23 protein-coding genes are annotated in these 21,384 nt (G+C 46.9%); 12 read left to right on the forward strand and 11 right to left on the reverse strand.

Annotation, left to right across the window (positions count from 1 at the left end):
* Window positions 1–255: 255 nt before the first annotated feature.
* Both RM811_RS06050 and RM811_RS06055 read right to left on the reverse strand, forming a co-directional pair.
* Window positions 256–417 (reverse strand): TraR/DksA C4-type zinc finger protein, encoded by a 162-nt coding sequence (locus RM811_RS06050; RefSeq protein ID WP_402521840.1) that lies wholly within the window; start codon window positions 415–417, stop codon window positions 256–258.
* Complete coding sequence (locus RM811_RS06055) at window positions 395–823, reverse strand: Rrf2 family transcriptional regulator (RefSeq protein WP_402521842.1); 429 nt, start codon at window positions 821–823, stop codon at window positions 395–397. The genes RM811_RS06050 and RM811_RS06055 overlap by 23 nt, the downstream gene beginning before the upstream one ends.
* A 99-nt stretch (window positions 824–922) precedes the next feature.
* Here RM811_RS06055 and hmpA point away from each other — a divergent pair, with 99 nt between their 5' ends.
* A complete protein-coding gene (gene hmpA / locus RM811_RS06060; protein WP_402521844.1) occupies window positions 923–2,125 on the forward strand; it encodes an NO-inducible flavohemoprotein in 1,203 nt (400 codons plus the stop codon).
* A gap of 98 nt (window positions 2,126–2,223) precedes the next feature.
* On the opposite strand, the gene RM811_RS06065 is transcribed toward hmpA, so the two are convergent.
* A complete protein-coding gene (locus tag RM811_RS06065) occupies window positions 2,224–2,391 on the reverse strand; it encodes a hypothetical protein (RefSeq protein ID WP_402521846.1) in 168 nt (55 codons plus the stop codon).
* A gap of 402 nt (window positions 2,392–2,793) precedes the next feature.
* On the opposite strand from RM811_RS06065, the gene cdd reads away from it, so the two are divergent.
* On the forward strand, window positions 2,794–3,702 hold the full coding sequence (cdd, locus tag RM811_RS06070; RefSeq protein ID WP_402521848.1) for a cytidine deaminase: 909 nt from the start codon (window positions 2,794–2,796) through the stop codon (window positions 3,700–3,702).
* A gap of 37 nt (window positions 3,703–3,739) precedes the next feature.
* Window positions 3,740–4,000, forward strand: a complete 261-nt coding sequence (locus RM811_RS06075) for a hypothetical protein (RefSeq protein ID WP_402521850.1) — start codon at window positions 3,740–3,742, stop codon at window positions 3,998–4,000.
* 633 nt (window positions 4,001–4,633) lie between these two features.
* On the opposite strand, the gene cysQ is transcribed toward RM811_RS06075, so the two are convergent.
* The 3 genes from cysQ to RM811_RS06090 all read right to left on the reverse strand — a co-directional run bounded on the left by cysQ (window position 4,634) and on the right by RM811_RS06090 (window position 6,867).
* Window positions 4,634–5,464, reverse strand: coding sequence for a 3'(2'),5'-bisphosphate nucleotidase CysQ (gene cysQ, locus RM811_RS06080; RefSeq protein ID WP_402521853.1), 831 nt, complete (start codon window positions 5,462–5,464; stop codon window positions 4,634–4,636).
* 5 nt (window positions 5,465–5,469) lie between these two features.
* Entirely contained in the window at window positions 5,470–6,060 is a 591-nt protein-coding gene (gene nudE, locus RM811_RS06085) for an ADP compounds hydrolase NudE (protein ID WP_402521855.1), read from the reverse strand.
* A gap of 147 nt (window positions 6,061–6,207) precedes the next feature.
* Complete coding sequence (locus tag RM811_RS06090) at window positions 6,208–6,867, reverse strand: hypothetical protein (RefSeq protein WP_402521857.1); 660 nt, start codon at window positions 6,865–6,867, stop codon at window positions 6,208–6,210.
* 174 nt (window positions 6,868–7,041) lie between these two features.
* Here RM811_RS06090 and yrfG point away from each other — a divergent pair, with 174 nt between their 5' ends.
* Complete coding sequence (gene yrfG, locus RM811_RS06095) at window positions 7,042–7,701, forward strand: GMP/IMP nucleotidase (protein ID WP_402521859.1); 660 nt, start codon at window positions 7,042–7,044, stop codon at window positions 7,699–7,701.
* Window positions 7,694–8,083, forward strand: a complete 390-nt coding sequence (gene hslR, locus RM811_RS06100; RefSeq protein ID WP_402521861.1) for a ribosome-associated heat shock protein Hsp15 — start codon at window positions 7,694–7,696, stop codon at window positions 8,081–8,083. The genes yrfG and hslR overlap by 8 nt, the downstream gene beginning before the upstream one ends.
* Window positions 8,084–8,238: 155 nt before the next feature.
* Here hslR and RM811_RS06105 read toward each other — a convergent pair whose 3' ends face one another.
* Window positions 8,239–9,000 carry a DeoR/GlpR family DNA-binding transcription regulator gene (locus RM811_RS06105; RefSeq protein ID WP_402521864.1) on the reverse strand — a complete coding sequence of 254 codons (762 nt, stop codon included), beginning with the start codon at window positions 8,998–9,000 and terminating at the stop codon, window positions 8,239–8,241.
* Between the two features lie 46 nt (window positions 9,001–9,046).
* A complete protein-coding gene (locus tag RM811_RS06110) occupies window positions 9,047–9,169 on the reverse strand; it encodes a hypothetical protein (RefSeq protein ID WP_402521866.1) in 123 nt (40 codons plus the stop codon).
* 168 nt (window positions 9,170–9,337) lie between these two features.
* Here RM811_RS06110 and RM811_RS06115 point away from each other — a divergent pair, with 168 nt between their 5' ends.
* Genes RM811_RS06115 through RM811_RS06125 form a run of 3 tightly spaced genes read left to right on the forward strand, consistent with a single transcriptional unit; the run spans window position 9,338 to window position 13,098 of the window.
* Window positions 9,338–10,117 (forward strand): paraquat-inducible protein A, encoded by a 780-nt coding sequence (locus tag RM811_RS06115; RefSeq protein WP_402521868.1) that lies wholly within the window; start codon window positions 9,338–9,340, stop codon window positions 10,115–10,117.
* On the forward strand, window positions 10,104–10,706 hold the full coding sequence (locus RM811_RS06120) for a paraquat-inducible protein A (protein WP_402521870.1): 603 nt from the start codon (window positions 10,104–10,106) through the stop codon (window positions 10,704–10,706). Before RM811_RS06115 ends, RM811_RS06120 begins: the two co-directional genes overlap by 14 nt.
* Window positions 10,707–10,746: 40 nt before the next feature.
* On the forward strand, window positions 10,747–13,098 hold the full coding sequence (locus RM811_RS06125) for an intermembrane transport protein PqiB (RefSeq protein ID WP_402521872.1): 2,352 nt from the start codon (window positions 10,747–10,749) through the stop codon (window positions 13,096–13,098).
* 245 nt (window positions 13,099–13,343) lie between these two features.
* Here RM811_RS06125 and RM811_RS06130 read toward each other — a convergent pair whose 3' ends face one another.
* On the reverse strand, window positions 13,344–14,636 hold the full coding sequence (locus RM811_RS06130; RefSeq protein WP_402521874.1) for a protein kinase domain-containing protein: 1,293 nt from the start codon (window positions 14,634–14,636) through the stop codon (window positions 13,344–13,346).
* A gap of 719 nt (window positions 14,637–15,355) precedes the next feature.
* On the opposite strand from RM811_RS06130, the gene RM811_RS06135 reads away from it, so the two are divergent.
* The 4 genes from RM811_RS06135 to RM811_RS06150 all read left to right on the forward strand — a co-directional run bounded on the left by RM811_RS06135 (window position 15,356) and on the right by RM811_RS06150 (window position 19,328).
* Entirely contained in the window at window positions 15,356–15,739 is a 384-nt protein-coding gene (locus RM811_RS06135) for a hypothetical protein (protein ID WP_402521877.1), read from the forward strand.
* A 166-nt stretch (window positions 15,740–15,905) separates the two neighbouring features.
* On the forward strand, window positions 15,906–16,850 hold the full coding sequence (locus RM811_RS06140) for a Gfo/Idh/MocA family oxidoreductase (protein WP_402521879.1): 945 nt from the start codon (window positions 15,906–15,908) through the stop codon (window positions 16,848–16,850).
* 71 nt (window positions 16,851–16,921) lie between these two features.
* Window positions 16,922–18,031, forward strand: coding sequence for a DegT/DnrJ/EryC1/StrS family aminotransferase (locus tag RM811_RS06145; RefSeq protein WP_402521881.1), 1,110 nt, complete (start codon window positions 16,922–16,924; stop codon window positions 18,029–18,031).
* Between the two features lie 82 nt (window positions 18,032–18,113).
* Entirely contained in the window at window positions 18,114–19,328 is a 1,215-nt protein-coding gene (locus RM811_RS06150; RefSeq protein WP_402521884.1) for a hypothetical protein, read from the forward strand.
* 88 nt (window positions 19,329–19,416) lie between these two features.
* On the opposite strand, the gene hutX is transcribed toward RM811_RS06150, so the two are convergent.
* Both hutX and hutW read right to left on the reverse strand, forming a co-directional pair.
* A complete protein-coding gene (gene hutX, locus RM811_RS06155) occupies window positions 19,417–19,917 on the reverse strand; it encodes a heme utilization cystosolic carrier protein HutX (protein ID WP_402521886.1) in 501 nt (166 codons plus the stop codon).
* Complete coding sequence (gene hutW, locus RM811_RS06160) at window positions 19,914–21,293, reverse strand: heme anaerobic degradation radical SAM methyltransferase ChuW/HutW (protein WP_402521888.1); 1,380 nt, start codon at window positions 21,291–21,293, stop codon at window positions 19,914–19,916. Before hutW ends, hutX begins: the two co-directional genes overlap by 4 nt.
* Window positions 21,294–21,384: the final 91 nt, after the last annotated feature.

Here is a 21,384-nt window from a genome sequence, read left to right on the forward strand (position 1 = left end):
TTGTGTATCAGAGCAGTAAACCACGGGAACATCAGGCAAAACCTGTTTTATTTCCTGATAGATGCTGAGCCCTCCAACACCGGAATCAAAAATGACGATGGGTTTTACCATGCGCTGCATAAATAAAAAGTTTCCATAAAATCCTGTTTACTCTCTGTCAAAATAGAGCATGAAAAAGATTGGGATTGTACTGATTACCGCTTTGAAACATCAGCCTGACATCGGACTTATTAAATAATGGACCTCAGATAACCTTTAACGATCAGCCAACTCTTTCCGACTTTGACAATCAATACACAGAAATAATTCCGATCGAATTTCCAGTCTGGCAAATTGGACAGGGCGATCACATTCCAGACAGTACCCATAGTCAGAACTCAAAAGAATAAGCGACTCAAGTAATAGCCAGTAACCCAATCAGCTCTTTACGATTATCCATCAAGTCGGCAAGGGTATAGCGGTTCAATACACCCATAAATGCCGACATCGCTTCTGCAAAAACGCCTTGCAACTGACAAGCCGGGGAAATCCGGCACAGCGGCTGTTCACATTCCACCATCTGCAGGGTGGTTTCCATACAACTAACCAGATCACCAAGGTTAATCGCTTCTGGTGGTTTGCCCAGAGCAAACCCACCGCCTTTGCCTCGAAGGGTTCTTAAATACCCTTCCTGCCCCAGCTTCTGAACAATCTTCATAACATGGTTTCGAGACAGGCCATAAGCATCCGTCACTTCCTGAATAGAGAGCAGGCGTGCCTCTGGTTGCAGCGCGGCATAAATCAATATGCGTAAGGAATAATCCGTGTGCTTAGTAAGTTTCATAAAAAAATAGACAGAGTCAAAAGATGCAAATAGAATGCACTTAAAATAAATGCATTTCAAATACATGTTATAAATATACCCCCTTTTGAGAGATATTCCATGAGCTTCAGTGAAAAAACCATTCAGATCGTCAAAGCTACAGCACCCGTTCTGGCTCAACATGGCGAGACCATTACCCGCCACTTTTATCAACAGATGTTCAGCCAGAATCCAGAATTGCTGAATACGTTCAATGCCACTAATCAGAAAACCGGTCGTCAACAGGCGGCACTGGCCGGTACCGTTTACGCTTACGCGGCCAATATCGATAACCTGGGTGTTCTGACGGCAACCGTCCAGCGGATTGCCAATAAGCACGCCAGTTTCAATATTCTGCCTGAACAGTACCCTATTGTCGGTAAACACCTGCTGGAAGCGGTGGCTCATGTGCTGGGTGACGCTGCAACTGATGATATTCTGAATGCCTGGAAAGAAGCTTATGATTTTCTGGCGGCACTGTTTATTGAAGTCGAAGAAGGTATTTATCGGGAAAGTGAACAGGCTGGTGGCGGATGGCGAGGAACTCGAGCGTTCAAAGTGGTTAACAAAGTGCAGGAGAGTGAACTGATTACCTCTTTCTACTTTGAGCCGGTGGATGGTCAACCCGTAGCGGATTATCTTCCGGGACAATACATTGGCATTTATCTGCACCCCGAACATTCAGAATACCGCTGCATTCGTCAATACAGTTTGTCCGATGCGCCCAATGGCAAAAGCTATCGTATTTCCGTAAAACGTGAAGGTGAAGGTGAAACTCAGGGAATGATCTCTCACTACCTTCATGATTCTGTTGAGGTTGGGGCGATCGTCAAACTCAGCCCTCCAGCCGGTGACTTCTACCTGAATACCAACGCCAAAGCGCCCGTGGTGCTAATGAGTGGTGGTGTGGGTCAAACCCCAATGCTGAGCATGCTCAACAGTCTGGTAAACAGCAGCAGTCAACAGCCCATTATTTATGTTCACAGCGCCGTAAGCAGTGAAGTCCACGCCTTTGCCGACCATGTGAATAACATGGCTGACAAGCACGACAACATTCAACAGGTACTGTTTTATGATCGGCCCTCTGAAAGCTGTCACGGTCATGACTATGAAGGAAAAACGAATCTGGTACTGATCCGTAACACTATTGATATTCCCGAAGCCCAGTATTACTTCTGTGGCCCACAGGGTTATATGGAGATGGTGAACACGACCCTGCAAAGCTGGGGCGTTACCGAAGACCGTATACACTATGAAGTGTTTGGTCCTCACAAGGCGATTTAATAAAATTCTGCGGTATTGCAGTCACCTGATTTGATCAAATAACGGTCTGATTCTTGCGATAGCCTCTCGAATATCATCTTCATCGTAGTGTGCAAAGCTCAGACGAAGACAATTACTGAGGTTTCCTCTACTGGAAAAAGCCCCCCGGCCTGGAATCCGGCTTCGAGTTCAAGCGCCTTAAGTCGGAGTGGAGTAGTATCTACGGACTCATCGAAACGCAACCAGTCTTTTGTGGTAGCCGTAAAAAGCGTTGGATTTCCGAGCATTGCGGATTCCAGAATGGTTTTAAGTCTTTTTCATTTACCATTGAAAGCACTGGCAATGTCAGTGATAAACCCGGAGTCCTGGTACCGTTTGAGCAAGTGTCACTTTTGTGTGGCGATGCTGGATTCTTGCCTGGCAGGGCTGACTCTTGAATAACTTATTATTCGATATTTTTTCGGGATTGTTGAATTAATACACGTATCCAAAAAAAACCATGACTGTCAAAATATTCGGGTAAATATAATCCATAAATGTTGCGTTCGTTGCATTTTTTCAAACTGTAGAAGCAATACGCGAAATTCCTGTAATAACCATACATCAGGACCATTGAAAAAAGAGCAATGGCAATCAAACCATTTCCGTAGTACATAAACAGGCATTAATCCTGTTACCGGAGTAACCCCATGAATCACAAGGCTTTCCAGGATCAACTGGCTCTGTTCCCGGTTAATACTGCTAATATCCTGCAGCAACTGATTCAACAGCGTGGCCGCCTTGAGCCAGAGCAAGTCAATGAGCTGAAAGGCTTGATGGAGCTGTCATCAGATGACCTGCTGAAAGCGTTGCTTCCCCTTGCTGCGGCCATGAGCACTTGCCCCATTTCAAACTTTTCTGTTGGGGCGATTATTGAGGGCTTTCGGAAAAAAGGGCAGGGGCCCATCTACCTCGGAGCCAACCTGGAAATGGCAGGGCAGCCACTGAAGATGGCCATTCATGCTGAGCAGGCAGCCATCAGTAATGCATGGCACCAGGGAGAAACCCGGCTGCGCCGCCTGATGGTCAATGAAACCCCTTGCGGTCACTGCCGGCAGTTTATGAACGAGCTCAATGAGATTGACCAGATGGATATTCTGGTCAGCCAGCTCGACAGTGACCTGAAGCGACACTATCGAATGGCAGACTTGCTGCCGGATGCCTTTGGCCCGGGTGACCTGAAGCAGGGTGATCGACTTTTAATGCCATCAAATCAGTCGTTTAGCAGCCCTGACAGTTCAGACCCGCTGGTAAATGCCGCGACCCAGGCCGCCCGGAATAGCTACGCACCTTATTCAGATTGCTACTCTGGCGCGGCCTTTCTTATAGATAATGGCGATATTATTTCTGGAAGATATGCCGAAAATGTTGCATTTAATCCGGGCATGACCGCCATTGAAGCAGCACTGGTTAATCTACGGCTGATCAGCCTTTCCCGGCCTGAAAGCAGGGTCGTAGACGCAGTAATGGTTGAAAAACAGGCCTCAATCTCCCATCAGGCCATGGCATCGTCAGCCGTTAGTCAATTGGAGGCGGAACTACGCTATTTCATTGTATAAACTTAAAGGGAAGTAAATGAAGCAAGGAGGCTTTATTGTGAGTTCAGGTATTAGAATCAATCCCTCATCCCCTTCCAACCTTGATTATGGCAGCGGCAGTGATGACAGTTTGAGTGAAAATGAAGGAGACGAGACTCAATCGTCAAAACATAAGTCCTACATTGATCGTTCCGACTCAAGAAATGCAAAGGATACATCTCTGGATAAGCGCAAAGCCCGTAAGAAAGACCGAAGGAAAAAGAAAAAAATCACTGAAAGAAATACCAGAGAGTTTAACGAAGACCAGAAGGAGGAATGAAGGCGATAACCCCCGTTGCCTTCAATTCCCTCTGTTAACTCATGTTACGTACTTTGCTGAAAACTATTTATTCCCGCGCTTTGAGGTTGTCGCAAAACCCTCCAAAAACCTCGTTCCCACGCTCTGCGTGGGAATGCATACGTGACTGCCCGTGTGAAGAAGAATCGCCCTTTGCCCGACTTTGCAGGAGTTTCATGCTGAGTGTTTCATTTGTGGCGGATTCGGTATGCATTCCCACGGGGACCGTGGGAACGAGTTCGAAAATGCCGATTTCTACTCCCTCCGTCTTTCCCGCGAAGGAGGTTGTCGCAAAAGGTTGACCCTCCGTCTTTCCCGCGCAGGAGGCTGTCGCAAAACCCACCAGAAACCTCGTTCCCACGCTCTGCGTGGGATGCATAGCCAACCACAGGAATCGTGTCTGTGGTTGGGTCCTGGCGCTACCACGCAGGACCCACAGGGCCTAAAAGCGTGGGAGCGAGGAGGCTTTTGCGACAACCGCCTTCGCGAGGATGACGGTCGGGGGGGGGGTTGCCCTTTTGCGACACCCTCCTGCGCGGGGATGACGGTGTATAGCGGGGATGACGACTGGGTGTTAATTTGCCCTTTCGCGACACCGTTTTAATTGAATGGCTTTTATCGGTTGGGAGGCCAGAAGCCTGCCCATTGAATGGAACTGTCGCCCAGAACAAGAAAATCCGTATTAATAAGACTCTCTTTCCGGTTATAACTGAAGCGTTGCCCATCCGGATCCAGAAAGAGACCTCCAGCCCCTTCAACCACGGCCTGAACAGCGCCGGTATCCCACTCTGATGTGGGGCCGAGCCGGGGATAAATATCCGCCTTACCTTCAGCAACAAGACAGCTTTTCAGTGCACTGCCTACTTTTCTGGACTCAAGATTTGGGTAAATAGTGTTTAAAAACTCCAGATACTGACGGGCTTCTTCTGTTCCATAGCTTCGACTGCCCAGCACAATAACTTCATTGTCAGGTTCGAATTTTCTGGCATGAATAGCCTCTGCTGTACCCTCTTTAATCTGCTTCCAGGCGCCAGAGTCTCTGCTTCCCCAGTAGGTAATATCAGTCGCCGGAATGTGCACAATGCCCAGTAGCGGATAATTGTTTTCAATCAGGGCGATATTGACGGTGAACTCGCCATTACGATTAATAAACTCTTTGGTGCCATCCAGTGGATCAATCAGCCAGTAACGTTGCCAGCCTTTCCTTTTTGGCCAGGGACTGTGCTCTGACTCCTCCGAAAGAACAGGGTATTGGGCGGAGAGGTTTTCGAGGCCTTTAATGATAACCCTGTTGGCTGCAAGGTCGGCATTGGTGACTGGCGTGGCATCGGCTTTGGTTTTAATATCCAGATTATCCTGATGGTAGATGGTCAGGATTGCACGCCCGGCTTCACGGGCAATATGGATTAACTGGGGTACTAAAGGCTCAAGATTGCTTTCAGACATGACGGTCACTTTTCCTGACTGGCCAATAAACCGGTTCTGAGTTGCTCACGAACCAGAAATAGTGCGGCAATCACTCTGGCTTCAGTAAAGTCCGGTCGGGCACACAGTTCCATTAGCTGATCAAAAGAGAAGGTTTCTACTATCAGTGGCTCGGGTTCATCGCCTTCAAGTCTTTCCTCAAAAAGATCCTGTGCCACCATGATATGAATTTTCCGAGTCATATAATTGGGTGAAAGCGTAAAGTCTCCCAGGTGATGCCATTGATGGGCGCCAACACCAATTTCCTCCTTGAGTTCCCGGTTACCCCCTTCTTCAAGTGTTTCTCCGGGTTCGGCCAGCCCCTTGGGCAGCGTCAGCTGGTAGTCTTCCGTCCCTGCGGCATATTCCCGGATCATCATGAAATGCTGGCCATCAACCAGGGGAACTACCATGACACCTCGATGTCCGGTATCAAATTCACCCAGACGTTCATAGATACGCTCTACGCCATTGGAGAAACGAATATCCAGTTCTTCTACCCTGAACAGGCGGCTACGGGCAATCTCACGGCAGGAACGAATCTCTGGCTTATTTTTCTGTAGACTGTGATCAGTCATGATTTCCTGATGATATCTGCTTGAATAATTCGAATATTACCGGGTTCGATTAAAGAAGGGCATTAGTATCGTTCAATTGAGATTGCCCGTTATATTCCCTGACTTACCTTGAGGCTGGAGTAACCCAGGGAGTGGTATGCAGGCAATTTATTGTTCAATTGCCTGAGTGGCTTCCGCCAGAGACTGTGCCAGAAGCAACAGGTTGAGAAGCTCATCCAGTGTATCTTCAAGAAAATTTCCCAGTGGTCTCCACTCCCCTGCGATTTTAACAAACTCCATCGTTTCTTCAGAAATGTTGCCTGAGTCACTAATATCCGGGTTTGATTCCACGTAGGTCAGGATAGCCTCTTTGCCTCCATTTAAAAGTTCAACTTTTGCCATGCCTGGGTAGGGAATATTAATTGGCATGCCCAACCTTGATGCCAGCTGCTCGAACACATGCCTGAAAATGGTGTTAATAAAAGCAGCCGGTTGCATATTTCCAAGCTCACTTCCTGTTCCTGAAGCAACTTCAGGAATGACTTGCTGCAGTTTGGTGAATCTATCTCCCTTTAAGAAATGGTATTTAACGCTGGCCTGAGCTTCTTCACTGTAAAATGATGCAAGCTTTTCGTAATTCTTTTCTCTTACGCTGGTAAATATCCCTTCAAGAAGCCTGATCAGTCCTTCTTCAGCCTGCTTGCCTGCCTCAAAATGGGCTTCCTGAATGACCGGTGCCTGATGGGCTTTCTGCCTGGCCTCAGCACTGGTGGAAGTCATTAGTGGCATGCATGCAAAAATAGCCAGCGTTAAGAAACGGTACTTCATATTCAGGTAATCCCGAGTTTACTTTAGCGTTTATGGTAAGACACGCCGTCATGTATCTAAGAAGACCAACAGAGCCTAGACCACTTTTACTTGCCAGGAATTAAAAGCGCTGAATATCAATAGTATTTTCGTACTGGTAAAATAGTCGCAAGCTGCTTTCGATGAGACACCATCATGATTAACTGGGATAAGATCAGCACAGTATTGCTGGATATGGATGGAACCCTGCTGGATCTCCACTTTGACAACTATTTCTGGCAGGAATATGTGCCGGAGAAATACGCGGAGAAACATGGCATTTCTCTGGTCAGGGCAAAAGAAGAGTTGAATCCGCGCTTCGAACAGATCTACGGTAAGCTGCAGTGGTACTGTCTGGATTACTGGGCCAGCGAGCTTGATCTGGACATCATGGCCATGAAGCAGGAAGTCACCCACCTTATCTCTTTCAGGCCCTATGCGGATGAGTTTCTGCAAAATATCAAAGATCATGGCAAACAGGTGATTATGATCACCAATGCCCATCGTGACAGCCTCTCTCTGAAACTGGAACGTCTCCCGATGGCGCACTATTTTGATAAGTTGATTAGCTCGCACGACTATGGGTATCCCAAGGAAGATCAGAGTTTCTGGCGAGCACTTGAAGCCGATATTGGTCTTGATAAACAGCACGCCCTGTTTATTGATGACAATATCGGTATTCTCGATTCGGCGAAAACCTATGGTGTTGCTGAGTTACTGGCGGTGCGTCATCCAGACAGCCAGAAAGGACCCTGGGATACCGGCGCTTATAATGCAGTAGACGATTTTCGGGAGCTTTTTATTGCTCATGAGTAATAGTGAAAAGATCAGACTGGATAAATGGCTATGGGCCGCCCGTTTTTATAAAACCCGGGGTATTGCCAGGGAGGCTGTCGATGGCGGTAAAGTGCATCTGAATGGCCAGCGATGCAAGCCCGGTAAGGAACCCCGTGAGGGTGATGTTATCAAGCTTCGGACAGGCTGGGATGAGCGGGTAGTTGTTGTTAAGGCGTTAAGCGATAAACGGCAAAAAGCCGAACTGGCTCAACAGCTGTATGAAGAAACCCCGGAAAGCATTCAGGCCAGGGAAGAAGCGGCAGAAAACCGTAAGGCACTGCGAGGGGCGATGCCCAGGCCGGATCATCGACCTGATAAAAAGCAACGGCGTGAACTTATGAAGCACAAGGCAGATTACTGACGGCACAAATACTCATGATGATGGTTCGTCACCCTCAGGCTATGAAAGAAAAGCACTTTTAAAAACTTTGTGCCTTTGTGCCTTTGTGGTTCAAGGCTTTTCTTTCACGGCAAAAAAGGGAGCCATTCGGCTCCCCCCGTCCTTTATTCAATCGTTCAGGATGGCAGAATAATATTGCCACCGGCTTCACGGATGGCATTCAGGTTTTCATCATCAAATTTACTGTCGGTGATAATACAGTCCAGATCTTCCAGACGACTGATGGTTTTCATGCTGGAAGCACCGTATTTGCTGGAGTCCGCCAGCAACACTGTTTTGTTAGCTCGATCCATCATTTTACGACGAATGTAGTAATGATCATTTGAGGCAGTAGTTACACCGTTGTTCAGGCTCCAGCTATTGGTGGCCAGGAAGACGATGTCTGCATTAATACTGTCCAGGAAAGACAGTGCAGCAACATCAGTATGCGCTTTGGTGATGGCACTGACATTACCACCGGTGGTGAATACCTTAACGGTAGAAGAGTCTGAGAGTTGCAGGGCAATTTTCAGGTCGGTGGTGATGACGGTAACCTTCAATCGCATCATCAGCTTGGCAAGTGCCATGGTGCTGGTGCCTGAATCGAGAAGTACGATCTGCCCATCACGAATCTGCTTCAGTGCTTCGTGGGCGATGGACTTCTTCTCTTCGATATTAACCGCGTTTTTCTTTTCGTAGGGAATGTCTTCCATCAGGAAGCTTTTGGAAACGGCGCCGCCGTAGGTTACGCGCAGTTTATCTTCTTGCTCCAGAGTACGGATATCACGACGGATGGTCATTTGGGACACATCGAAACGTTCGGCCATTTCTTCGATATTGGCACAGCCTTTTTCTTCAACGAAAGCAAGAATGTGTTCGCGACGTTCAACCGGGAGCATAGTTGTACCTCTTTACGATTTTACGATAGAACGCTTAAATCGAGTATTAACGGGTTGCCCGCTTTGCTGGTGAATCCAGATAGCAAAAACAGGTTTGCAGGACTGGACCAACGGTAATGATGCTTGCTGCCGATGAGTAGTCAGAGGATGAATATTCAAAGATAGTCATTTCCCGTAAGGCAAAACTTACCGGGTTACCTTACGGCAACGAACTGATAGCACTCGATATGCAGAAAACCGATCAACGGGCATTTTGCCGGGATTATATCATCAGAATGATGAAGTATTCCCAATTTTTCATTTAGGGGAAGTCGTCTGATGGGTTCGGGATTTACCTATGAAAAATAAGATGGCTGGCAGGGTAATGGGGCGGTATTTGCAGACAGCTGCCCTGCTGGCTGGAAAAAGCCTGGCTGGAAAAAGGCCCGATGGAAAAAAACTGGCCACAAGAAAGGTTAAGAACAAGGATCACCCCCATGAACTCCTTTGCCCTGACTGTGACCTGCTGATTGGTATTCCTGTATTGGGGCAAAGGCAGGTAGCGAGCTGTCCCCGCTGCTTTCGTACGCTGGAAAAGCAGGCTTATTACCGTATTCAGACGCTTCTTGCCCTGGTGATGACCGGGCTTTTGCTTTACATCCCGGCCAATATTTATCCGGTACTCACCCTGGAGCTGGCGGGTCGACAACACAGCAGTACCATCTGGGGCGGTGTCGTTGCGCTATGGAATAACGGTTTACCCATGGTAGCCACGCTGGTGTTTGTGTTTGTCATTATGATTCCGCTGCTTCGGCTGCTGATACTTTTGCCGGTTATCTGGGCATCACTGTTCGGTGAAGGAACCCGGTTTTCCCGATTGCTCTTCCGTGATTATCTGTTTCTCTGCCAGTGGGGAATGGCGAAAATCTATATGCTGGGTGTGCTCATATCAGCGATCAAACTGGTTGATATGACCGCCGTAGACGCTGGCCTTGGGGTTTTCTGTTACACCGGCCTGATGCTGATTGAGGTGGCCATCAGCATAACGCTGAATGAGGCAAAGTTATGGATAACCCTTAACCAAAGAAACAAGGTTAAAGCAACGCAAAAAGGCAGGGTATTCAATGAACGGTGTTGATCTGGGGCTTAAGCTCTGTCTTGTCTGTTATCAGGTTTGCCCGGAGTTGCAACGACGTTGTCCGCGCTGTGGTGGCAGAGTACATACACGGCGAAGCAACAGCATCGCCAGATGTTGGGCTCTGACACTGGCAGCTGGCCTGCTTTATATCCCGGCCAATCTCTTCCCGATGATGACGATCAGCTGGCTTGGTCAGGGAGGACAGCCCGATACCATAATATCCGGTGTCGTAAAGTTGATACAGAACGATATGGTTCTGATTGCCGTCCTTGTGTTTATTGCCAGCATTGTGATCCCCCTGTTTAAACTGCTGGGAATGGCTGTGCTACTGCTGTCCATCCAGTTTGGCTATGAAATGGGGCTGACAATGCGCCAAAAAATGCAGTTGTATCGCGTTATTTCCTGGATTGGCCGCTGGTCCATGCTGGATATTTTTATTATCTCTCTGCTGGCCGGGCTGATTCAGTTTGGCCAGCTTGGGAAGGTAGAGCCCGGAGCGGGTGCCTGGGCATTTGCCGCGGTTGTGATTCTCACCATGTTGGCTTCCAATAGTTTTGATTCCCGCCTTTTATGGGACAAACCGGCTTAAAAAGTAAAAGAAGAGTAACTGGCACAGGAGGTGCCGTTAAATGGATCAGGAGAATAATCATTCCAGGGCTGATGGGACTGGAGGCAGTAAGCCGCCAGCGACAGCGGTTAAGGCAGCGGAGATTGAAGATCGCTTTAATTTCACGCCCATCTGGTTATTGCCCATTCTGGTTCTGGTTGCTGTTGGCTGGTTGCTCTGGCAAGAGCTGGATCATGGTGGCGTAGAGATTATGATCAGCTTTGACAATGGTCGTGGCATTACCGTGGGTAAAACAGAAGTGCTGCATAATGGTATTCCCGTTGGTCACGTTATCCGCCTGTCGCCCAGCAATGATTTTGATGCGGTGAATATTACGGTAAAAATGCATCAGCGTTTTCAAACCCTCCTTACTGAAAACAGTGCCTTCTGGCTGGTTGAGCCACAGCTGAGCCTGACCGAAATCTCGGGTCTGGATACCTTGATAACCGGTAACTATATTGCTTTCAGCCCATCCTCTGAAGGTTCATTGAAAAGCAGCTTTACGGCCTTGAAAAGGGCGCCGGCAATGATGGGGGGCAAGGACGGGATTCGTCTGACATTAAGGTCTGATGAGCTTCCTTCCCTGGAAATTGGCAGCCCGGTGTTCTACCGCAAACTGAAAGTGGGAGAAGTGTTTAGCTATGGGTTGTCAGAGGGTGGTCAGTTTGTGGAAACACAAATTTATATCCAGTCTGAATTTACTCATCTTGTTCATAAAAATACCCGCTTCTGGAGTGCTGGCGGCCTGAAAGTTTCCGCCAACATGACCAACCTGGAAGTACAGGCACAGTCACTGGTCTCCATTCTAAAGGGCGGGATTGCATTTTATACCCCGGAGTGGGAAAAAGAGTCGCCCCTGGTCTCCAATGGTGCGGAGTTTTCTCTATACAGTGATTACGACACGGCCGAGGCGGGCATTCCCATTACCATTGAGTTTCCCCTGGGGGTCTCGCTTGGGGACAATAATGTGCCCATTCGCTTTCATGGGCAGGAGGTCGGGCGAATACGGTCAGTGGACGTCAGTGAGGATGTGACCCGGGTTATTGCCGAAGCGATTATCAAGCCAGAGGTAAAGCCGGCTCTGGTCGCGGGCACCCGTTTCTGGATTGTTGAACCCAAACTGGGGCTGGATGGTGTGTCTGACCTGGACACGCTGATCAGTGGTCGTTATGTGGCCATGGATATTAATAAGCGAGTGGTGGCAGCAGCAGGCTCCTCCGTCAGCCACTTCAAAGGCATGGCAACGCGCCCGGCAACCCCTATCGGTGCCATTGGCCTGAGCCTGAACCTGGAGACGGATGCCCTTAAAGGTATTGATATTGGCAGTCCGGTTTTATATCGAAATGTACCCGTCGGCTTTGTTCAGTCCTATGAACTGAAAGACAGTGGATTATCGATCCATGTCCTTATAGAAGCCCGCTACCAGCACCTGGTGAACAAAAGCAGCCGCTTCTGGAATGTCAGTGGCCTGAGCCTTGAAGGGGATCTCCGTGCCATTCGGGTTGATATGGCGACCATCAAGAGCCTGATTTCCGGTGGTATTACCTTCAGTACCGGCAAACCTGACGCTGAGCCGGCTGAAAACGGTGCAAGCTTCAACCTTTTTCCAAGCCAGACTATTGCACTCAGTGGCGATCAGGAGATAGAAATTCATTTTGACCGGGCTGATGGCTTAAGTGAAGGGACACCGATTCGCTTTCGGGGTGTTGAAGTGGGCCGTATTACCAAACTGCTGGTGAGCAGGAAAAAGCAGGGAGTCGCGGTTAAGGCGCTGATTGACAGTGACAAGTCCTGGCTTATGAGAAAAGGAGTTCACTTCTGGCTGGTTGAGCCGGAGCTGGGGCTGGCCCGGAGCGCCAATCTGGAAACCTTGATTATTGGTCCCTACATCAATGTGGAAATGCCGGCAGTACCCGGGCCAGAGGCGACACGTTTTATCGGGAAACACCGGGAACCGGATGATATTCCAAAAGTAACAGGTCTGGTGATAGAGCTGGTCAGTGACACCCTTGGTTCTATTCAGCGGGGAAGTCCGGTTTATTACCGGGATTTTCCTGTTGGCGAAGTAACCGGCTATCGCCTGGCAAATCCTGCGAACCGGGTAATTATCATTATTAATATTGAGGATCGTTATCGACGGTTAATCAGTAGCGAAAGTCGCTTCTGGAATGTCAGTGGCATTGATGTTGATGTTGGCCTGTTCCGGGGCGCCAGTATGCGTGCAGACTCATTGGAAGCCATTCTTGCCGGGGGGATTGCTTTTGCAACCCCGGAAAATCCAGAGCAACCCATAAAGCCCGGGCAGCGCTTTGCCCTGGCCAGTGAAGCGAAGAAAAGCTGGTTACTGTGGCGACCGGAAATATGGTTGCACTAAATCACTGAGGTATTGTTTTTAGCTGATCACCCATGGTTTCCAATACAAAACCAACCACACCTGCCCGAGGCTTCAGGAAATATTAAAAAGAAGATTTTTGTTGTTGGTGTCTGGCCTCGGTAAAGCGTGTGTCTTCTACAAAATTGAAGACAGAAACCGGCGTATCATGGGATTTTTCACAGGCTTGCGAGCCGCTTTAAGGTCTTCACCATGCTTTTCCAGTAGCTGTTGGCTCTAATGGTCATTTATACCCCTTCACTTTCAAGGCTTAACTTTATTTCTGTATATAAAGCATTGATAGAATGAATATCTTGTCTGTTTTCTTTGCTGTCTAAGAGCTGGCAAATTAAATCGAGGAACCGGGGGCAATAACTGAACTTATCGTGGAATTTATCTTTTAGATAATCTGTTCTTTTTGCACCAGATAAGCTATTAAAGTTTGTGACGTTCTGCTCTGTAATTGCACTTTTTATTTTCTTTTCTCTTTGCTCTCTTGTCAGGTCCTTTTCAAGACTGATTCTACTTCTTATTTCTTCAGAATTATCAGGCCCATCACAATAATCACCTGGATTCCATCCAACAGATACGTCCAATGAGGTAGTCGCAAGTTGCCATAAATCAATATCAGTTCCATACTTTCCTGATGGATTAGCACTCCACAGCTCAGGTGGATAAAACTCAGCTGTTCCACAGGGTGTCGTAGCTTCAGCCTGCTCTAAACGTCTGCAGAAGCCAAAATCTATCAGGCCATAACCATCTTGCATTTGCATGATATTTTCAATCTTAATGTCGCGGTGTACATAATTGTTGGTATGCATGTGTGTTAATACCTCTAACGTATCGCCGAGAACATCCAGACCAAATTTGACGGCGTTAGGAACTTTTCCTGTTCTTAACAAGTCGCACAGATCCTGACCATCAACCCAGTTAGAGACAGAGGCCATTACTTGATACTGGTTTTGATTTCCAGTTACTCCGTCTAAGGAGCGAATTAAATAAAACTGTCTATCAGCTTTATTCCTTAAGAGTAAATATTCAGGACTGATGAGCTTTGGGTGTTTGGGAATATCTAATGCACTTGCTTCACCTCTATAAAGGGTATCCCATCCACGATTTTTTTCTGTCTGTTTTAGAACTTTGACTGCAAAAATTTTCCCCTGTTTATCATGCCATTTACTAACTTGTCCCTGTGTTCCCGGAGGAGCCTGCTCTTCATCAGGCGTAAGCTTCAGGAGATCCTTGATAGCCTGAGTGATCTTTCTTTCATCAACTATCTCCGTCGAATTATCAGCTCTGGAAATAGAGGGCATTGGCTTTAACCAGGGGGGGGTGTTGTTAGATTGATTGATTTCTCTGGGATCGAGATGACTGCCTATAACTTGACCAGCCAATAGTCCGGTTAATACGCATGCAATTGATACCTCCCGTGGGGGATTGAATATCTTGATAAATGCCAAGCCTGTGTAAAGCCCTGTCAATGCACCTTTTTTTTCTCCATCTGTAGTGCTTGTGGATAAGAATTGAATGGCCGTCAGCATGTTAACTCCCTACTTGAAGATATAGTCTTAAGTGAGACATTTCATTTGCTGGAAGATTCAATATTTGGTTATTAAATATACCCAAAGGTTTTGAAGGCTCAGTTCAGGTTAAGTGTGGGTATGCTTACTCAAGCCAGAAACGACAGGAGATTACCTGAATGCCAGAAGAACTTTCCACGCCTGGCTCTCAGTGACTTTAGGTAAATTACCAACAATTATCGTCCTGTTGAATCTGTTGCAGCGGTTGAATGTTTTTAACGCCGACCAGCTTGTGGATCTTTACAGCTGCCGGGTGATTTCCAGGCCCAGATCGGTTCCGCCAGTCAGAATTCTGGTGTCCGGATTGTCTGTCAGATATTTGGCCAGTTCATCTTCGCTGTCTGGAATATATACGCCCTTACCGATAATACTGCCGTGGTTGCTGATTGCTAACAGCTGAGACAGGGTTTGCTCCCGGTCCCTGAAAAATTCATCGTCCGGTGATGCATTGGCCAGGCTGTTGGCAGCTTTGTTTGCGCTAAGTTCGCTTTGTTTGCGCTTAAGTTCGCTTTGTTTGCTCTGAAGTTCGCATTTTTTGGTATTTGATTTGATCGGCAGGGGTGTCGTGATATCAGGTAGCGATATCCCGCTGTTTTTTTTGGTGTTTACGGACTAGGGTTTCAGAGGGTGTTTCCATTACTATCCGCTCAGATTTTTATACGAGTTAGAGTGGGAGTACGATGAAAAAGCTTTTGACCCTGGTACTGATGAGTGTGCTGAGCTGTAGCGCTATGGCCGGCGACTGGAAAAAACTCGGCGAGCGTCGTGTTTCTTTCAGTAGTGAACAGGAAGTAATCCACGTTAGCGGCTTTAAGGGTAAATACGATACGATCGCTTTCAAAATTGATAAAGCCCCAATTTTCATGAAAAAGATCAAAGTGACTTTTGGTAATGGTAAATCACAAAATATTTTCATTAACAAGCGTTTGAACAAGGGTAAGCGTTCGATGCCATTCCGTCTTCTGGAAGGTGATCGGGTAATTAATAAGGTTGAAATGGACTACAGAACGGCGATCGGTGGCCAAAAGTATGCCAAAGTAACCTTATACGGTAAGCGCAGCTGATTATTTTTAAAAAAGTTCAAAAAGTGTTATTTCCGGGCAGCATTTCTTGCTGCCTTTTTTATTTTAAATCAAACCCTCTTCTTAGCTTCCCAGATAAAATCGCTAGCAGAACTACGATTTCTGTCTATCTTTATTGCTTCTATCCAGCAATTAGTAATGGAAGTACATGCTTCGAACGGCAGTCATCGGAGCGGGTTATCTGGGCAAATTTCATGCCGAGAAGTATGCCCGATCAGCGTCCAGTCACCTGATGGGTGTGGCCGATATCAATGAGGTCTGTGGTCGGCGTGTGGCCAGTGATTGCAACACCCACTATTTCAGAGACTACAGAGACTTGATTGGCCAGGTCGATGCGGTGAGTGTTGTCGTGCCAACAGTCATGCATCACACCGTAGCCAGTAACTTTCTGAAGGCGGGCGTGCATGTGCTGGTGGAAAAGCCAATAGCCGGCAATTTATCCCAGGCAGAGGAGATGATCAGACTGGCTCGAGAGAAACAGCTGATTCTTCAGGTTGGCTTTCTTGAACGTTACAATGCCGCATTAGGCAGTGTCTCTGATAAAGTCAAACAACCCCGATTTATTGAGTCTCATCGTCTGGCCTCATTTAAACCGCGCTCCATGGAGATCAATGTGATTATGGATCTTATGATTCATGATCTGGATATTATTCTTAATCTTGTTGACTCTCCTCTGATCGATATTGCTGCCAATGGCAGTGCTGTATTGTCTGAAAGCATTGATATTGCTCAGGCTCGCCTATCATTTGCCAGTGGTTGTGTTGCCAATGTCACTGCCAGTCGAATCAGTCAGAAAAGTAAAAGAAGAATGCGTATTTTTCAGAAAAGTGCCTGTATCTGTGTTGATTTTAAGGAATTGAAAGTCAGTCACTTCTTTAAAGGAGAAGGAGAGCAGCATCCGGGTATTCCAGCGATTGGATGTAATGAGCAAAGTTATCAGGGCAGTGATGCGCTAAAGCTGGAGATTGAAGATTTTCTACAGTGTGTTGCGGATTCCAGTCCGCCAGGAGTCAGTGGTGAGGATGGTAAAAATGCACTGAATGCTGCCAATAGAATTTCTGAAATTATTGCTGAAACCGGTGTGAGTTTGTAGCAATGCACAAAGACCCTGTAAAAGAAGAGCTGAGAGTGAAGAAAACTGTTTTTCACAGCAGAAGTGGCGTCATGAATCAAAAAAGCATGAACAAAATACCCATGGTTGATGTACCGGCATGGCATCGTCCCATACAGGAAAAGCTGGAAGAAAAAGCGGTTCAGGTGCTGCGTAGCGGTCATTTCATCATGGGGGAAGAGGTAGCAGCCTTTGAGCAGGAAACGGCAGATTATCTGGGGGCTAAATATGCCATCAGTTGTGCTAGTGGTACCGATGCTCTTGTGCTGTCTCTTCATGCTGCCGGTATTGGCCCCGGAGACGAAGTATTAACGACAGGGTTTACCTTTTTTGCCACTGTCGAAGCCATTATGCAGGTAGGAGCGACACCGGTTCTGGTTGATATAGACTCTGAAACTTTCAATATTGATCCGGTCGAGCTGGAACGCAGTATTACTTCCCGGTGCCGAGCCGTTCTGGCTGTTCATCTTTTTGGCCTGCCAGCAGCGATTGATGAAATTCAGGCAGTCTGTGATCGCCACGGTTTAATTTTTCTGGAAGATTGTGCTCAATCTTTTGGAGCCTCCTATAAAGCCCGGAAAACAGGCAACTATGGCTTACTGGGCACATTCAGCTTTTTTCCCAGTAAGAATCTTGGTGGTTTTGGTGATGGAGGTCTGGTAATAACCAGTGATTTGCAGGCCGCTGAAACGGTTCGAATGCTCCGTAATCATGGCAGTGCATGTCAGTACTACCATGAGTGTTCAGGCTACAACAGTCGTCTGGATGAAATTCAGGCTGGTTTGTTAAGAATCAAACTCCAGTATATTGATGCATTTAATAACGACCGTAAAAAGGTTGCTCAATGGTATCGTGAGTTTCTGCAGGATACAGAAGTTCTTTATCCTGAAGATCGGGATGAGCATATTTATCATCAATTTACGGTGGTTTTACCTTCTGGCAGAGACATGATTAAGAAGCGTCTTGAAGGGAAGGGTATCGCCAGTGCTATTTATTATCCTTTGCCATTAAACAAGCAAAGGGCACTGAGTAACCTGGAGAATGAATGTGAATTGCCAGTTTGTGAGCAGTTGGCTGAACACTGTCTTTCATTGCCCATATATCCGGGTATGATTAAAGAGCAGGTGGAATCGGTTGCTCATGCACTTATTAAAGTAATGTAGCGGGTTATAAAAGAAATCGGGAATTACTGTAGGGAACTATTTAGTTATATAGCGTCGTATAAATAGACTAAAGGAGTCTGTTATGTTCCCAAATGGAGTGGCAGGGTGGGAAGTTGACTTTGAAAGGTTAGATGCTGGAGAAGCTGTTCCCCGTCAACCACCTCGCCATGCCAGTTGGAGAGGGTTTGGTGTTTCAATGTTTAAAGATAAAAAGGCCATGGCCATTCTGGCAGGAGGTATTCTTACAGGCGTTGTTGGTACATTGATTGGTATCGGAGAAAGAAGTCCCGAAGTTTACATTGCATTTCCAATAATAAATGTTTTGGCCGAAGGAACATATTTTGGCTTTAAAGCATGCCAGTACTTTGAAAGAAGGAATCGTGGACTGGAAGAGTCAGGGAATCATGTATCAATGCCTGACAGAGCTAGAATGCATGGTGCTGAAACGAAATGTGATGAAGATGTTGGTTCTATATATGAGGGAAGACGTTTTTTAGTAGAAAATGATCGAGCTTCCAGTTCTGGCAATACTGTGACCGATATGGAGTTTTTGAAAGATTTTGAGAGTGAGTACTTTAACTCTGAATCTATTAAAATTGAATCCGCAATAAGTTTTTTTCAAGAGCTAAAAAATAGATTTCCAGATTATTTTGTAAAGCATCAAGAGATAAAATCACAGCATTTATTCTTAGATAAAGAACAATGTAAAACAATAATTGAGGGGGTTTTTAAGTGTTATGAAAAGGAATTGAACCAACAGAGTGAGTATCGTGTTTTAGCTACTATGGATGATGGCAATTGTTTATACGACGCTTTATGGCAAGGGCTCAGTTCTGGCATTCAAGAAGGTTTAGTCCAGAAGTGTCAGGAGACGTTAGATGAGTTAGCGACACAGGAAGAGAGTCGTTATTCTCCGTATCTTGCCCTTAAAATCCTGCTGTGCAGGGCTGCTGATAAAGAAAAATACAGAGAGTTAATCCAGACAAATAGTCAAGAGCCAAGAATGATTCAATACTCTTCTATTGAGGAGTATAAACCGCTGGTTATGGAAAACGGTCTGTTTTGGGGACGCCATAATATTGAAGGTCGAATTTTGGCAGAAGAACTTGATGTCAATCTAACTCTGATAGGTGGATGGGATTATACTCGCCAGGCAGGTTTTGTTTGCAGGGAAAATGAGGAGATCTATACCAGCAGAACCGCCAAAGCTACGCTCTACATAAGCAATAGTTATCAGCATTACAGTGCAGCTGAAAAACAAGCGAGAGGTAGCAGTGATCATGTATCCAGTGCTTAACCTCAGGGATTCAAAAAATCTTAAGTTTGCAGAAATACATAAGTAACAACCACGGGCAAGCACCCGTGGTTGTTACTTGTTAACAGGCTTATGCAACAGCCAGTTTTTTCAATGCTTCAAATCTTTCCAGCTGCTCCGGAAAGAAATTCTTCTCTTTATCTCTGCGCAGATAAACTTTAAACAGCATACGTCCCTGCTTGCTCAGGAACTGAACGGAGCGGGTTGCTACGCCGTGAAATGGCTTGCTTACCACCGCGATGACGGCAACATTATCCACCTTCAGGTGTCCTTTCAGAGGCGTGCGTCGGTCACTCAGATTGTAGTAGCCGAACTTATCGCCACCTTTGGGGAAATGGCCGACCATTTCAAATATCGAGCCATCGACGTCAATTACCAGAGTCAGTTCACCCCAGGTTTTGATATCCCGCAGTATATCCAGATAATGGCTGGCATCAATCAGTGTCACCATATCGGCAGGCATTGCCTGAATAATATCCAGTTCGCTGGCATTTAGCTGGTTGGCAATTTCTGCCGGTAAAATCGCAGGGTTTTCAGTCAGAATATCCTGCACCTGTTTGGCCAGTGTCATGCCGCTTTCTCCGTGTTTTGTCCGTCTAATGGGTTTTGTTCAAGAAAATTAATCATTGCCTGGTGCATGGTGACGTTCCAGAACTGCCCTGGCAGAGTCAGGTCGAGAATGCCATGGTGGATGGTTGCCAATCCATTGTCCTGCCATGCTTCAAACAAAGGCATGCAGTGTTCACTCATGCCTTCCCCGCCAGCGTGGTCAAGCTTGGCGATTTCCAGCCAGCCACGGTCAAAACCAGAGCCCATCGTGCCTGATAATGGTTTATTGCCAGTGGCTTTACTCATCATCATCAGGGGTTTTTTACCCGCATCCAGCGCTTCATAATAGGTGGGTAGTGTTCTGAGGCTCATGGCATTGTGACCGGAAAAATTACCGCCGGCACCAGAACCAAAGGGCATAATCTCAGCGCCGGATTTCACCCCATGGTTGTATATATTCCGCTCACGGCTATCCCTTCCCCAGTGACTGACACTCAGTCTTCCTGTTTTATGGGCACTAAGCGTTTCAACGCCCATCCGAAACATTTCAGCACGCTCCGGTGACGTTGGAGGTTCTGGCATGGAGCCCTTTTCAATAGACTGTTTCATGCGACTGGAACCGAGCAGTATCAGCTGATAAAGATCGACACCATGAGCCTTTGATTGCAGAAAGGTGTGAAGATCCTGCTCCCAGTCGTCCATGGTTTGACCTGGTAAACCAAACATCAGGTCTATGACCACAGCGGCGTTGTTGAGGCTGTTAAAATAGTCCAGCCTTTCCAGCAGGAATTCACCCGAATCAATACGGCTCATCCGACGACGGATGGTTGTATTAAAGCTCTGGGCTCCCAGGGAAAAGCGGTTAAAGCCAGCGTCCAGACAGGCGGCTACCTTGTCATTGTCAAAGCCATGGAAACGGCCTTCAAAGGTCATTTCTACATCATTGGTCAGTGGCAGAGACTCCCGAACCGCATTGCCAAGGCGAAGAATCTGCTCAGGTGTCAGGTCTGTTGGTGTTCCACCGCCGAAATAGACGCCTTGAAACAGGCCTTCCTGTGTCCAGGCATCCTGTGCTGACATGCGAATTTCCCGCTCGAGGTAATCTACATAGCGGGCGATTTCATCTTTCTTGGTGGTGTTCTGATAGAAACCACAGTAAGAGCAATGGGTTCGGCAAAAAGGAATATGGATATAGGCAAGTCGCTTACTCTGGGCAAGCGGTTGCGGGTTAGCTGGGCTATCCATCAGTTGCCGGTATACATCCTGAGTATGCTCTGCAGGAACCGGGATGGAGCCGCTACGAGTATGGGCTGACTTTTTACCGGCAAAGGCAAACTTCAGTGGATCAGGGGATGATATCCCGGTCAGCTCGGAACCCAGGGTGTGTCTGGCAACCATAATTGGATCGTTCTACTGTAAAAATGAGAATCGTTATTATTCGTATTTATTGGGTTGTGTGCAATTGATATAGATCAACAAAATTCTGGTG

It is taken from the genome of Endozoicomonas sp. (assembly GCF_031844845.1).
Classification (GTDB): Bacteria; Pseudomonadota; Gammaproteobacteria; order Pseudomonadales; family Endozoicomonadaceae; genus Endozoicomonas.